The sequence below is a fragment of the Paenibacillus sp. ALE2 genome (genome assembly GCF_054113385.1).
Map to the genome: position 1 here is coordinate 2,205,690 of NZ_CM134213.1, position 15,008 is coordinate 2,220,697.

A 15,008-nucleotide genomic window follows, 5' to 3' on the forward strand; every position below is an offset into this window, starting at 1 on the left:
TAGAGACAGATAGGTTTAAAAAATAAGATTCTTAGTAGGTTTCCATATCCTTGACTGAACATAACCAGCTTTGGAATGAGTGGATGGAACATTAATGAGATTACCAAGTAAGCAGCATAGCTGCCCTGAAAACAACGATGCTCCAATGAGGGGTCATTCGTTTTCAGCATATAGGGAGGGCAATAATGAAATCAGCAGTACGAAGAGAAGATGTCGAGCTTCTGGCACCAGCAGGTGACTGGGATTGTATGCGTGCGGCGGTAGCGAACGGAGCCGATGCGATCTTTTTTGGAGTGGAAAAGTTCAATGCACGCGCACGGGCGAATAATTTTCGCATGGATGAATTGCCCGAAATTATGGCCTTTTTGCATAGCTACGGAGTTAAGGGCTTTTTGACATTCAATATACTAGTATTTGAAAATGAGCTGGAGGACGCTAAAGAGCTGGTTGATGCCTGTATTGATGCCGGTGTCGATGCCCTAATTGTTCAGGATATGGGCTTGGTGAAAATGATTCGCGACATTTCGCCGGATTTCCCGATCCATGGTTCTACTCAAATGACGATTACCTCGCCGGAGGCTGTAGAATTCACGAAGCCGTACAACATGGAACGGGTTGTGCTGGGTCGTGAAAATAATCTAAAACAGATTCAAAAAATTGGCGATCAAGCGAGACTTCCGATGGAAGTATTCGTGCATGGAGCGTTGTGCGTATCTTATTCAGGCCAATGCCTGACTTCAGAAATGTGGGGCGGACGCTCTGCAAACCGTGGTGAATGTGCACAGGCATGCCGTTTGCCTTACGATCTGATGGTGGATGGAGAGCAAAAGCCGATGGCCGATGTGACATACCTGCTATCCCCTAAGGATTTGGCAGCCATTGATTTGATGCCAGAACTGATCGATGCAGGTGTGGTTTCCTTTAAAATCGAAGGGCGATTAAAAACACCTGAATATGTAGCAAATGTGGTCAGCAAATATCGTAAAGCCATTGACAAGTATTTTGATGGCGATACGTCCAAGACGAGCAAAGAAGATATCCGCGAGCTGCAGCAGAGCTTTTCACGCGGCTTTACGCACGGTTTTCTGGAAGGAACGAATAACAAAAAGCTGGTGGACGGTACGTTCCCGAAAAGCCGGGGTGTGTATTTGGGTCGAGTGGAGCAAATCCTTCGCGATGGCGTAGTGTGCCGTATCGATGCACCGCTCAAGCGTGGCGATGGTATTGTATTTGATGCAGGAGATCCTACGCAAAAAGAAGAAGGCGGACGCGTATACGATATCCGCCGCAAGGGCGTGAAGATTGAAGGCGAAGCCGGAGAGGGCTGGATCGTTGACATCATAGCGGGACGCAATGATGTGGATCTGCGCCGAGTGCACGTGGGCGACCGTATTTGGAAGACCAACGACCCGGCGCTGGACAAGCGTCTGCGCCAGTCGTACGAAACCGAAAAACCGTACCGTGTCTTCCCGGTACATGTGCGGGTCAGCGGCTCCCCAGGACAGCCGCTGTCAACATGGTGGACCGATATGCAGAAGGGCACAACGGTCCGTGTGGACTCCGAGTTGGAGCTTGAAATCGCCCAGAAGCGTCCGATGACGCACGAACTGCTCGAAGAGCAGTTCGGCCGACTGGGCGGAACCGTGTTCCAGCTGGAGGAGTTGGACGTCCATCTGCATGGGGACGTCATCGTACCCATGCGCGAGCTGAACAGCATCCGCCGTCAGGCGGTGGAACTGCTCGCGGGCGAGCGCCCCAAACCACCCGTATACACGAAGCGGGCGGTAGAGGTGTATGGCGATGCAGCGACTCCGGCATCGTCTGTGGCACGTGGTCAGGCAGAGCTGACCGCGCTGTGCCGCAGCCTCCCTCAGGTGGAGGCTGCGCTTGAGGCCGGCGTGGAGTTCATCTACGCCGACTTCGAGTTCATCAAGCAATTTCCGGCAGCTGTAGAGGCTGTGCACGGCGCTGGGCGCCGAATTGCGCTGGTGACTCCGCGTATTCACATGCCGGGCGAAAACGGATATCACAACAATATCCTGCGCCTGCAACCGGATGCTGTACTGGTACGCAATCCGGGAGCATTGTATTTTTACATGCGTCATCGTTTGGAGAACCCGGATGTGCATCATCCGCAATTGATCGGCGACTTCTCGCTGAATATCGCCAACCATAAAGCGGCTGACCTGTTCCTGGATTCCGGCTGCGACCTGGTGACACCGTCATATGATTTGAACATCCAACAGATGGTCGATATGCTGGGACGTACACGTACCGACAAGCTGGAGATCGTCATCCAGCAGCATTTGCCGATGTTCCATACCGAACACTGCGTGTATTGTACTTTTATGAGTGAAGGCACAGACTACACCAACTGTGGTCGTCCATGTGAGGATCATCGCGCATCCCTGCGTGATCGTATTGGGATGTCTCACCCGGTTCGTGTGGACGAAGGATGCCGTAATACGGTGTACAACGCGATTGAGCAATCAGGCGCGGAATACCTGTCTAACTTCCTAGAACTAGGCGTGTCCCGTTACCGCGTGGAATTTTTGGAGGAGACACCAGAGCAAGTTCATGAGGTTATTGATCTCTATAACCGTGCTTTGCGCGGTGAAATCAGCGGAACACAAGTATGGAAGACGCTGAAAGCGACGAATCAGCTAGGGGTTACACGTGGGCAACTGGTGAAGTAAATATGAATAACTGTATATTTGTTCAGGAGCCAAATATATTTTAGAAACATAATATAATCATATAGTAAGTAGAGATTGAAGACATGTTCTCTTTAAGGGAAGATGTCTTCTTCTTTAACCTATTAAATTTATCTATCTACCTGTTATAATCATAGACAGTATACCTAACCGTTATATTGAAGACAAAGGAGTCTTAACCTATGAAAATCCGTAAAGCAATTATTCCTGCTGCGGGACTAGGAACCCGGTTCCTTCCTGCGACGAAAGCCATGCCTAAAGAGATGCTTCCCATTGTAGACAAACCAACCATTCAATATATCATTGAAGAAGCTGTTGCATCTGGTATAGAAGATATCATTATCGTTACTGGTAAAGGCAAAAGGGCGATAGAGGATCATTTTGACTACTCCTTTGAGCTGGAGCATAATTTGACTTCGAAGGAAAAATGGAACCTGCTCAATGAAGTACGCAAACCATCAGAGATGGCAGATATCCACTATATTCGTCAAAAGGAACCTAAAGGCTTGGGGCATGCCATCTGGTGTGCACGTAAGTTTATTGGTGATGAACCATTCGCCGTACTTTTAGGAGATGACATCGTTGAATCTGAGAATCCTTGTCTCAAACAGATGATTGACGTGTTCGATGAGTATCAGCGTTCTGTAGTAGGTGTAAAGCAAGTCGATTGGAACGAGGTGCATCGTTACGGAATTGTGGAAGGCCATGCACTTACTTCTAAAATCTCTGAGGCGGAACGATTAGTAGAAAAGCCAAAGAAGGAAGAAACCAAATCCAACTTGGCGATCATGGGACGTTATATCTTGACGCCTGACATTTTCGATATCCTGGGTCAGCAATCTGCAGGAGTAGGCGGGGAAATTCAACTGACGGACGCATTGTCCAAACTGGGAGAAAAGAACCCTATTCTGGCTTATGAATTTGATGGCAATCGCCATGACGTTGGCGAGAAGCTGGGATTCATTGAAACAACCATTCATTATGCTCTACAGCATAACGAGATTAAGGATGAAGTGCTGGCTTATATGAGACAGGTTATTAAAGAGATTGACCAACAAAAATAACATCTCGCTAAAACTAACTATGCTTCCTCAATATAAAAAGAGACTATCAGGTGTTGTAACATCATCTGATAGTCTCTTTTTTATTAATTATTTCTCCGATTTTAACTGAGCAATTTGCCCTTTTTCTTTTGGATCAGCCTTAATCAGCTTGTCGTACAATGCTTCATCGTTTTGGCCTTGCTGTTGTAGGGCAGCAATGTAATAGCGAGCGACCTCACGATTTGTAGCATCACTCAGGTCGTCCTTCAAGCCGCTTTTGAGGATGCTTGCAGCCTCAGCAGGCTTACCTGACATGAACTCAATTTTGCCCGTACTGAGCGCAATACCTGGAGTTACTTCAAAAGTACGTGTCAACTCGATTTCAGGTGGAACCGTCTTAAGATGAGCTACCCCATCCAGAACCTTCTGATAAGCAGTAAGACCTGCTTGGAAATACTTCTGTTCCTTGGCGGTGTCCTTCTGCTCACGTGCCTTATTACCAATAGTGTAGGCTTGAGTAATCAACATGTTGTACCAGTCATTGTCCCAGTTGAAGTTGGAAATGTTATTTTCCAAAATGCTGAAGGCCTGCTCATTTTCACCTTTTGCTTTTAAAAGGTTAACTTTGGAGCTATACATGATTTTATTATACGGTTCTGCCTTCAGGCCCGTATTAAGTACCTCTATTGCAGCGTTATAAAATTCCTCTTTTTTCGTTTGATCATACACACTCTTGTACAGTGCAGCCAATCTTATAACCGAATCCGGGTGCGTAGGACGAAGTTCAAGATCCTTATTAATGGCACTTTGCATTTCCTCAAATGATGAGCTTACCGCCATAATTTGTTTGGCAGTTGTGGCAGCATTGGCTGATTGCACGAAGCGAAGACCTGAAAAAAGCACTACGATGCTTAGAACGCCAATGATGGCACTATACATGATTCGGAATCCCGAAGCATTCATAGACAGACGTTTAAGCGGCTTGCTGTCCATAGCAGCGGCCATACCACCGAGACTCACAAATACCAATATGCCCATGAACACGTAACTAAGATTAAAGTCCAGCAAGCTATGAAGTAAGATCGAAAGTGCCAAAATGAGATATAGGAAGTGAGAATCCCGTTCTTCATCATTTTGTCTAATATAGTTGCGGATATATTTATAGAAAATATATAAGATGAATGACATGAAAATTACGAAACCGATAATACCTACTTCAACTAAATACTGCATGAAAAAGTTATGGGCCTGACGGCTTGTATAAGGATAATCTTGATATTTCTCGTATAAAGTTGCCCAACCGCCACCGCCGCTTCCGATAATCGGGTGGTCTTTAATCGATTTGGCAGCATCCTGATAGAATACCAGTCGTTCCAGCACACTATGCTGGCGGAAATTGATGTTTTCTAACCGGACCTGTACGTTCTCCGGCAGTACGCTACGCAGGCCAGTTCCCATCAACAGAAAAGCCAGCAAGCCAATCACCACAACTGACCCGACAGGCAACCACAAATTGGATAACTTGCGTGAAGTCCATCCTTTGAGAGCATTCTCCAGCTTTGGAGCCAAATAACGTTCAACAAGCCACAGTACGACAGCTACAGCCAGGGAGACACCAATAAGTAATCCCCAAGCCTCGGCAGCCTCTCCGCCGTTGTAAGTCTTATTGAGTTGTAAACCCATATTTGTAATCGGCGCCAAGATAGATATTGACGCTACACCAGCAATGGCGCAATGCAAAATCCATATAATTTGGCGTGCTGGTTTAAAGAAAAGCAAAAGAATCACGAACACGACAGGTAGCATAACCAGACCGCCCCGTGACAAAGTCAGGAATAGCGAGACTAGAATAGGCACCAACATGAAGCCGTGGATAGCCTTGCCATACCATAGTTTTGATTTCATCAGACAGAAAACGGCAGCGAATAGGAAAGCCATTAGAAAGGCCGCATATGTATTCGCATATTGAAACACTGATGTCAGCCGGAGACCATTTGTATCTGTCATAACTGCATTGGTATAGCGATATTGATACACATATTGGGTAAACCAGCCTACCATTTTGCCGGCAAGCACCCACTGTCCGAACCAGTTAATGAAGCCAAAGCCTACGATGATATAAGCAATAGTCATAATCAGGTTGTGAATAATCTTATTGCCTAAGCGATCCTGTAGTAGATAGATTGAGATAATAAACAGAGCGGCATAGATGCACTGTACCACAACCATATTCATGGCCAGGTAATGTGAAGCTGCTGAAGTCAGTGAAAGCACATAAGTTAGGGGAAGCAATAATACTAATACAGTCAGCCAATCCCTTTGCTCTTCTAACTTGAATTTTTTAAAATAGGTTACGATTCCTAAAATTAATAGAATCGTGCTGATGATCAAAGCCCAATAGAGTGGCTTTTCAAAATCGAGCATTTGCCCATTGAAAAGTGCAGCCTGGAAGGGAGACCAAGTTAAAAACAGAATCATGCCAACAATTAACACCCAAAACATAGCCGGCCTTTTATCGTCACGGGTCGACGTTTTGGCCTGTTTCCCGTATACTGGATTCGACAAGGTTTACAATCTCCTTTTTTTGAAGTTAATGCTAGTATTTTAACATAACAATTATTACAACTGTACAGTTAATAGTTTTTATCAGTGCAAGGCGAATTTTAATTGAATTATGTGTACACGCACATTCACATAAAGAAATCCAACATGAGCTACACTTATCTTACCATAGTCTAACACAGCGAGCTAGAAAGCCTACACCAGTAGGGGAACATGTCAGAGCCTTCGTCAAGTAGCGTGGCAGACATTCTGCCATGACTAAGCCGAGAACTTTGTCGGAATGCAGAGCAGGTAAATCTATCAAGCGAAACGATTTCAGGAAAGTTATGCCCAGCGCTGTTGCTCCTTGACTGCAGAAAAAAATACCTGAAGAGGCTTAGGCTCATCGAAGAGGAGCTTTAGACCTCATGGCTTCCGAACAGATTGTGTGAAAGGCTCTGTCAACCAGGACAGCATGCGTGTAACGTTGGGGAATTGGACGAAGAAATAATAGGGATCTACATTGTGAATCAATTTTGTTAGGAAAAGAGCGGGTTTTCAAAGTGAAGATGAGTTTTAGGGAAAATAACTTTGTTGAAGGAAATGCTTTGTGATCGTATTTGTATCTAATGAGTTATCTTTGTTTCATTACTAGCAAAAATTGTACAGCCAATTTTTACGTAGATACAAAATGAATAGAATCGATATTCAGTTGAATATGGAATTGATGGGGAGTAATATTCATGAAATTATTAAATTGGTTTTATAAAATTTCGAAAAAGGAAAGAATATACTATTTTGATTACAAAAAAATTAAAAATTACAAGCTCTTAGCAATGTTGCGGATAAGAAATGAATCCCTAATTCTCCAAGATACATTAGATCATTTGAGTGAATTTGCTGATGGGATTATATGTTATGATGACGCCAGTACGGATAATACTTTTGAAATTTTAAAAAATCATAAGAAAGTTATAGCAATAATTAGAAACTTTCATTGGGAGACAACACCTGAGGAACGGTTAAAAAGTGAAACAGAACATCGTGATAATCTTCTTCGGTTATCTTCGCGTTATTCTCCTGAATGGATATTTTGTGCCGACGCTGATGAGCGGTATATAGGAGAAATTAGAGAATTTATAAACTCAGATGATTCTCAAAACGTTGATATAGTTAAAATTCAACTGTTTGATGCCTATATAACCAAGGAAGATCAGCAGTCTTATGCACCTACGAGCAAACTCCTCAACTTCAGGAAATATTTCGGGCCTGAAAGACGAGATATTGTTATGTTATGGAGACCAAATGCGAGTATTAAATATATTGGATTGGATTCGAGAGAGCCTTCATATACTGAGGACAGTAGTATAGTTACCATGTTTTATTGTCAACATTATGGGAAATCTCTGTCAATTCAGCATTGGGAAGAAACTTGCGATTATTATGCTAATTATTTTCCATATGAGCCATATGGAAAAAAGTGGACTGAAAGAAAAGGAAAGGCGGTTCATGAAAAGTCAGACTTTGATCGTGCTTTGTATAAATGGGGATATGAGCTTTTCAGTAATGCAGTTAATATTAAGCCATAATTTAATTGTACAGGACGAGTTCTAAATCGTCTTTTAAACGGTTTCTGTTTTCCATAAGGGATCGGGAAATACTTTGCTACAGAGGAAAGAGAATAAAACAATAGGAGACTTTTTACGCAACGGCGGGAAACTTGACTGAGGAATGATACGGAATTGCATTATGAGTCGAATCGGCAAAGAGCTACATTTTCAAGACAAGGGCTATTTTTGGTTAAAGTTGAAGTACTATTAGAGCGAATGCTCTTTCAGAAGAGCTTCAGTCATACGAAACGATTTTTAGCATCGACATTAATGTAGTTGTATAATCCTATCTGCCTTGGGCAGATGTCGTTTAATTAAATATTTCGGTTAATCGGCAGACCTGAAATACAGATGTTAATGACCTAGAAGGAGCATGCCATTATGTTTGTCGTCTAAGGTGAGACACTTTTATCTAAAGGGTGAAATAAATATTATGTCAAAAAAGTACGTTTGGGTCTCAGGTATAACTGGGATCTTGTTACTCGCTTATTTTTATGCATTAAATGTGATGGAACCGTTGTTTGCGGATGACTTTGCGTATAGCTTTATTTTCGCAACAGATACCAAAGTAACGAGTTTATTGGATATCTTCCAATCCTTGCATGTACATTATTTTACCTGGGGTGGTCGGTTAGTTGCACATTTTTTCGGCCAGCTTTTTTTGCTACTGGGAAAACCGATCTTTAATATCATGAATGCCATCATGATGGTGTTGCTGATTGGAACAATTTTGTGTTTTGTGCGTTTAAGAATGATGAACCGTGTACAAGATGTTGGATCTTTGCTTGCGGTAGTAATTTTGTGCTGGTTCGGTCTGCCAAACTTCGGGGAAACTTCAATCTGGTTAATTGGCTCTGTCAACTACTTATGGACTACTGTATTTATTATGCTTTTTTTATTCCCTTACCGCTATCTGGCCGTAGAAAAGCCAATGCTGAAAGATAATTATCTGATTGGTGTGTGTATGGCCTTGCTTGGTTTTTTGGCCGGTATGACTAATGAAAATACTGGTTCAATTGCATGTATGCTGGTGGCAATTTTATATGTGTATTTAAAATGGATCAAGTCAAAAAAATTACCCAATTGGTTCTATACAGGCGGTATAGGCGTTTTTCTCGGATTTGCAACTATGATTGTTGCTCCGGGCAATAATAAACGATCTGAAGCGATCAATTATCATGCACCATTACTGCAGAGATTGAAAGATTATGCGCATAATCTTGAAGGGGCATTGATCGAGCAAAAGTATTTGCTGCTTGTTCTGGCTATTCTGCTTGTTATTAACATTTTTGCACTGATCTATTTCAAAGCTTGGAAATTGAAAAAGGAAAATGTCTATTTTGCGATCCTTTTTATGTTTGCTGGCTTTATGAGCTTTTTTATTATGATTGCTTCCCCTATTTTCCCTATCAGAGCCTCTTATGGGGGGGCGGCTTTTTTAATCGTGGCTTGCTTGTTTTTAATCGAAAACCTGAATATTGAATTGAAATTCTCAAGAGTACAAGCGGCGATAGTTGTTGTTTTTACGGTAGTGATGCTAATATCCATGTTTTCGGCTTTCAAAGGCTATGTGCAATTAAATCGGGAGAATACAGCTCGAATTGCGACCGTGAACGAAAACAAAAACAAAAACAATTACGACATTATTCTACCGCTGTTTACAGATGGCAATAGATACGTATTTGTCAGAGATATTGAGGATCAGCAATTTGCGTACTATTTCAATAAGTATTACGGTTTAAGCAGCGTAATTGCCGAGGATCAGGCCGTGTTGGATGCTTTGGAAAACAAGGATACTCTTTATGGCTTACCGTCCATTCTTGACCACAAAAACTTTTATTTTTACAAAAGCATAACCATTAATGACATCAAGCTGATTAAAGAGGATAATAAAGAATACTTATTGTTCATTTTTAGAAACGATACTAATGTTAATGATATGAGCAACTTAAGATTTTTTATTAATGCTTTTCCTTTAAATAATGATATTTCGCTGCTGCAGGAGGATCGCCAAAAGTTTGGATATGATAATTGGGATATGGCACCTGTAGCAAAAAAAATTAATGGAACCACATTTTTCGTTCGTGAGATTAATGGGAATCTTGGGAATTATCAAAATGTAGAAATGGGATTTTATTCAGTCGCTGACGGGCGCAAAGGAAACGTGCTTGGTTTAAACAAAGAAGAGCTTGCAGGAAAAATTGAGCCGAGCCATGATATCAAATCAAGCGGCAAGGCTTTAATGAAAGAACCATTTAAGTTGAGTGACAATATTACGATGGATGAGTTCAAACTTAATCAATTCAGTCCTGAGGAACTTCAGGTAATAACACGTCTTGCGATTTCAGACTATCAAATGCTGCATGGAATGTATCTGTTTATACACGCATATCCTGCAGATTCAGAGATCAATAATTTGCCTGCAGAGCGTGTTAAGTTCGGTTACGCCAATTGGGACTTTGAATTGGGCGCTGCAACACAAGATGGATTTTGGACTCACACAGCTAAATCCCGAATAAGGTCCTTCAAAAAAATAGATATTGGTCTTTATAATGAAAAAGGCAATATTGGCAAGGTTCTTACATTATATGATGTCCAACTATAAGATAATTGGATGATATCATGCGAAAGAAGTGATAAAGATTCTAACTCTTTTTAAAGAATTTTATAATTCCAAAGGCCTTATTTTAAAACTAGCTAAAAATGATTTTTGGGCTAAATATGCCAGTTCTCAACTTGGGATTTTGTGGGCTTTTGCCCAGCCTTTGATGACCATTATTGTATATTGGTTCATTTTCGAAATTGGATTCCGTGTAGTTCCGCTCAACAATATCCCATATATTTTATGGCTGATGTGTGGTCTTATTCCATGGTTCTTTTTTTCTGAAGCCCTTGGCAACTCGACCAACAGCTTAATTGAATACAGTTATCTGGTAAAAAAAGTTGTGTTTAAAGTCAGCATTTTGCCAAGCATCAAAATTATTTCGGCACTGTTTGTACACGTATTTTTTATGGCTTTTTTATTGTATGTGTATTTCTTGCATGGTTATGAGCCCACAATTTATATGTTGCAACTTTTTTATTATCTTTTTGCGCTGTGCTTTTTATTGCTGGGTTTGTCTTACATTACGGCTTCATGCGTCATTTTTTTTCGGGATTTGAATCAAATCGTGGCTATCATCTTGCAATTTGGAATATGGCTGTCACCTATTTTGTGGCAACCCTCTTTGTTTCCGGCCAAATATTTAACTTTATTGAAACTGAACCCTATGTATTACATTGTTGAAGGATACAGGGACTCGCTGGTGAGTGAGGTCTGGTTCTGGCAAAAGCCCGAGATGACGCTGTACTTCTGGTGTGTTTCCTTTATTGTTTTTCTGGTTGGAGCATTGTTCTACAAAAAATTAAAACCTCATTTTGCTGACGTTTTATAAGGATGGAGTGTTAAGATGAGTGCTGAAGTTGTAATTGATGTAAAAAATGTCAGCAAAATATACAAGTTATATGCCAAGCCAGCTGACCGGCTTAAAGAAGCATTGCATCCGATGAAAAAAAAATATCATAACGATTACGCTGCTCTTGACAATGTCTCATTTCAAGTTAGAAAAAAGGAAATTGTAGGAATACTCGGTACAAATGGTTCCGGTAAATCCACCATTCTGAAAATTATTACCGGTCTATTGAATCCAACGAGTGGTACAGTGAGCGTTCATGGTAAAATATCCGCGCTTTTGGAACTGGGTGCAGGGTTTAACCAGGAGCTTACTGGCATTGAAAATATTTATTTAAATGGAACTATGATGAATCTGAGCAAGGATGAAATTGATGAGAAGTTGCAGCAAATTCTCGATTTTGCTGATATTGGGGATTTTGTTTACCAGCCCGTAAAAACTTATTCAAGCGGTATGTTTGCCAGATTAGCTTTTGCAGTAGCCATCAATGTTGAGCCGGATATATTGATTGTGGACGAGGCGCTGGCTGTTGGGGATATGTTTTTTCAGGAGAAATGTTATGAGAAAATGAAGGAAATGGTGCAAAGCGGAGCTACCATTCTGTTTGTGAGTCATAGCCTAAGCGCAATCCGTAACTTTTGCAGTCATGCAGTCTGGATTGAAAAAGGCATACTGAGAGAAGAGGGACCGGCAGATGAAATTTGCGAAAAATATAAATATTTTATTGAACAAAAAGAAGCAAAAGAAATTGTAATGGCTACTGATGCAGAAGAACTTACCGATGAGCTTGCCGGTAAAGCTAAAAATAAGATTTTTGTAAAAAAAATTCAAATTAATAAAAACGTAGTGGTTACCGGAGAGGATATTGTATTCACAATTGAACTCGGTTTCAGAGAATCCGGCTTGAAATACGGTGTGGGATTGATCGTTTATAATGAGAAAGGCGACATTGTCACTCTGTTTAATACTGTTCGTGATGATGTGAAATTAGACCAGCCTTATTCCGTATTTAAAATCAAAGTGGAGAATAATGACTTTTTAGATGGACGATATTTCATTTCCGTTCATATCTCTGATGAAATGGCTATGTATCCTTATGATCGTAATGACTATGTGTCCGAATTTAGAGTATTGCCCAAGAAAAATCTGCGTGGATTGCCTGTTGGGGAAGGATATTTTAGATGTAAGCATGAATGGGAGATACTAGAGTGATATACATTGTTGGAATAATTTGGTGAGTTTGGGTGGTGTATGATGATTAGAAAGATGTTGCGCTTTATTATTGTAATAATCGTCACGTTTGCTTTTGTATCTTCAGTATCTGCTATCAAAAATAGCAATCTTTTTGCCCCGGAGGTGTATAAACTCAAGACGATCAATCTGGGCACAAATCTGAATGCAAACTTTGGAGAGATTACAAATGCTAAAGTAATTGAACAGTCCTTTTCTGCCAAACAGGATGGTCTTGCTAAAGTCGAACTGTTTTTTTCTACATTTAACAGGCAAAATGACAGTGAAACGCTGTTATCTCTATATGAAGCAGATACAAACCAATTAATAAGACAGGCAAAATTCAATAACATTCAGGCCAAAGATAATGCCTATAGCGAGTTGTCCTTCGATCCTGTTGAGAATTCAAAAGGCAAGATGTATATTTTGAGGATAAGCTCTAATACAAGTGATCCTTCCCAGGCAGTAACCCTCTGGAAGGACAACACCAGCCTGGCGGACGGAAATCTGTCATTTGCGGGGCAGCACCAGGAAGGCAGTCTGGTAGGCAAACTTATTTACCAGAACCAATTTACTATTAAGGATATTATAATTAACGGTCTTTTCTTTAGTTTTTTGAATATTATTCTGTTTGAATTATTGCGATTCATAAAAAATAAGTAGGGGACAATTATGATTAATAAGTTCCGAGTAATCATGCGTGCAATTCACCTGGTTCGCGATAAAGGCATAAAAAGCTTTATCAACAAGGCTCATGAAAAATGGTTTCAACTTTCTTTTTCAGAGCCTCCTTTTGTGCCGTTGGCTGAACAGCAGCTTGAAGAGCAGAAAAACAGAATATTCGACATCCAACCCAAAATCAGTATTGTCGTCCCTGTTTACAATACAAACCCCCTGTTTTTGAAGCAGATGGTTGACTCTGTACTGAACCAGACCTATTCCAATTTTGAATTGTGCTTATTTAATGGCGGGAGTACAGAGGGCGATGTCGAGAAAGTAATAAACCATTTTATATCCAAAAGTGATAAAATAGTCTATGCGTGCTCGGAAACTAATTATGGAATCTCTGAAAATACAAATCGCGCACTGGCACTGGCAACGGGAGAATATATTGGGTTGCTTGATCATGACGATTTGTTGACGCATGACGCATTATATGAATGCGTAGACGCTATTAACAGACACGGTGCAGACGTCATTTATTCCGATGAAGATAAAATTATCGGTAATACAGGGAAACATATCAGTGTCCACAAAAAACCAGACTGGTCTCCAGATACATTGCTGAGCTACAACTATATCTGTCATTTTTTGGTTTTTAAAGCTTCCTTGCTTCAAAGCACGGGACTATTTAATAGTCAATTCGATGGAAGCCAGGACTACGATTTTATTTTAAGATTGACTGAACGAGCAATCTGTGTCCATCATATCCCAAAGGTTTTGTATCATTGGCGAATTAGCGAGAATTCCACAGCTGCCAGCTATTCAGCCAAGTCTTACGCCCTGCAGGCTGGAAAAAATGCCCTGCAGAACTATGTGTCAAACCGAAACGAATCATTGACAGTGAATGAAGGCGCATTTCATGGCGCTTTTAATATAACTCCAGTTTTAAATGAGATACAGACAGCAGCTTTGTTTTGCCTGGGCAATTGGGGAAGTACACAGTCTATAAAAGAGTACTATGCCAGTCTTAATATCTCTTCCGAATACCGACCGTTTGATGTAGTGATGATGAATTTTACTCCATTTCATAAAGATGCATACAGCATTGCCGAGCAGTCTTCATACTATAAAGTGTATGACTGCAGTGATAAAAATGTTGCTGAAGCATTAAATGGTTTGTTAAAAAAAAGTAATGCTGATCATGCCATCGTTATAAATGCGGATATTCACTCTTTGGCTGATAATTGGTACAAGATTTTAATAGCGGAAGCTGTCTCAACCGAGTCAGCTGTTATAGCTCCCAAAGTTTTGAACAAAAAAAATAAAATCAGCAGTTATGGACTTGCGGTTAGCCAAAAAGGAATTATAAATCTATATCATAATATCAATTCTAGCTTTTTTGGTTATTTCGGTCGACTTAAAATCGCACAAAATATTACGGCAATCAGTCCTGAATTGTTCCTGTTGAAAAAAGATGCCTACAAATATTATGGGGATTTTGATGAAACCTATACTACCGATTTGACCATTGTGGATTATTGCCTGCGTGTCAATTTTCTTTCTGGTCACGTTAAGCTAGTGAATCATGAGCTTTTATATACTCGACAATCCCATTCCTATTCATGGCCTAAAAATGAACGGGAAGTTATGCTAGAGAAATATAAAGATTATTTGCAAGATAGGGATCATTATTATCCACTTGATTTTTTATATAAACCTGAAGGACTTTGAATATAATCTTTTATTTTGATAGGA

9 protein-coding genes are annotated in these 15,008 nt (G+C 40.8%); 8 read left to right on the plus strand and 1 reads right to left on the minus strand.

Annotation, left to right across the window (positions count from 1 at the left end; translation table 11 throughout):
* Nucleotides 1–185: 185 nt before the first annotated feature.
* Together ACXHJ1_RS09535 and galU are read left to right on the plus strand one after the other, a co-directional pair.
* Entirely contained in the window at nt 186–2,696 is a 2,511-nt protein-coding gene (locus tag ACXHJ1_RS09535) for a DUF3656 domain-containing U32 family peptidase (RefSeq protein WP_457906006.1), read from the plus strand.
* Nucleotides 2,697–2,896: 200 nt separating this feature from the next.
* Nucleotides 2,897–3,778, plus strand: coding sequence for a UTP--glucose-1-phosphate uridylyltransferase GalU (gene galU / locus ACXHJ1_RS09540; RefSeq protein ID WP_107733865.1), 882 nt, complete (start codon nt 2,897–2,899; stop codon nt 3,776–3,778).
* 87 nt (nt 3,779–3,865) lie between these two features.
* Here the strand turns inward: galU and ACXHJ1_RS09545 are convergent, their stop codons facing one another.
* Entirely contained in the window at nt 3,866–6,322 is a 2,457-nt protein-coding gene (locus tag ACXHJ1_RS09545; protein WP_107733866.1) for an O-antigen ligase family protein, read from the minus strand.
* 719 nt (nt 6,323–7,041) lie between these two features.
* Here ACXHJ1_RS09545 and ACXHJ1_RS09550 point away from each other — a divergent pair.
* The 6 genes from ACXHJ1_RS09550 to ACXHJ1_RS09575 all read left to right on the plus strand — a co-directional run bounded on the left by ACXHJ1_RS09550 (nt 7,042) and on the right by ACXHJ1_RS09575 (nt 14,984).
* Nucleotides 7,042–7,887: a glycosyltransferase family 2 protein gene (locus tag ACXHJ1_RS09550; protein WP_107733867.1), complete on the plus strand. Its 846-nt coding sequence runs from the start codon at nt 7,042–7,044 to the stop codon at nt 7,885–7,887.
* Between the two features lie 454 nt (nt 7,888–8,341).
* On the plus strand, nt 8,342–10,513 hold the full coding sequence (locus ACXHJ1_RS09555) for a DUF3329 domain-containing protein (protein ID WP_457906007.1): 2,172 nt from the start codon (nt 8,342–8,344) through the stop codon (nt 10,511–10,513).
* 28 nt (nt 10,514–10,541) lie between these two features.
* Nucleotides 10,542–11,342, plus strand: coding sequence for an ABC transporter permease (locus ACXHJ1_RS09560; protein WP_107733869.1), 801 nt, complete (start codon nt 10,542–10,544; stop codon nt 11,340–11,342).
* Nucleotides 11,343–11,357: 15 nt separating this feature from the next.
* Nucleotides 11,358–12,572 (plus strand): ABC transporter ATP-binding protein, encoded by a 1,215-nt coding sequence (locus tag ACXHJ1_RS09565; protein WP_107733870.1) that lies wholly within the window; start codon nt 11,358–11,360, stop codon nt 12,570–12,572.
* A 39-nt stretch (nt 12,573–12,611) separates the two neighbouring features.
* A complete protein-coding gene (locus ACXHJ1_RS09570; protein ID WP_146169088.1) occupies nt 12,612–13,253 on the plus strand; it encodes a hypothetical protein in 642 nt (213 codons plus the stop codon).
* Nucleotides 13,254–13,262: 9 nt separating this feature from the next.
* Nucleotides 13,263–14,984, plus strand: coding sequence for a glycosyltransferase family 2 protein (locus ACXHJ1_RS09575; protein ID WP_167437839.1), 1,722 nt, complete (start codon nt 13,263–13,265; stop codon nt 14,982–14,984).
* Nucleotides 14,985–15,008: the final 24 nt, after the last annotated feature.

Bases quoted from the DNA above. Each gene is read 5' to 3' on its own strand.
- ACXHJ1_RS09565 (WP_107733870.1), top strand. From the start codon at position 11,358: ATGAGTGCTGAAGTTGTAATTGATGTAAAAAATGTCAGCAAAATATAC.
- ACXHJ1_RS09550 (WP_107733867.1), top strand. From the start codon at position 7,042: ATGAAATTATTAAATTGGTTTTATAAAATTTCGAAAAAGGAAAGAATA.
- ACXHJ1_RS09570 (WP_146169088.1), top strand. From the start codon at position 12,612: ATGATGATTAGAAAGATGTTGCGCTTTATTATTGTAATAATCGTCACG.
- ACXHJ1_RS09575 (WP_167437839.1), top strand. From the start codon at position 13,263: ATGATTAATAAGTTCCGAGTAATCATGCGTGCAATTCACCTGGTTCGC.
- ACXHJ1_RS09555 (WP_457906007.1), top strand. From the start codon at position 8,342: ATGTCAAAAAAGTACGTTTGGGTCTCAGGTATAACTGGGATCTTGTTA.
- ACXHJ1_RS09535 (WP_457906006.1), top strand. From the start codon at position 186: ATGAAATCAGCAGTACGAAGAGAAGATGTCGAGCTTCTGGCACCAGCA.
- galU (WP_107733865.1), top strand. From the start codon at position 2,897: ATGAAAATCCGTAAAGCAATTATTCCTGCTGCGGGACTAGGAACCCGG.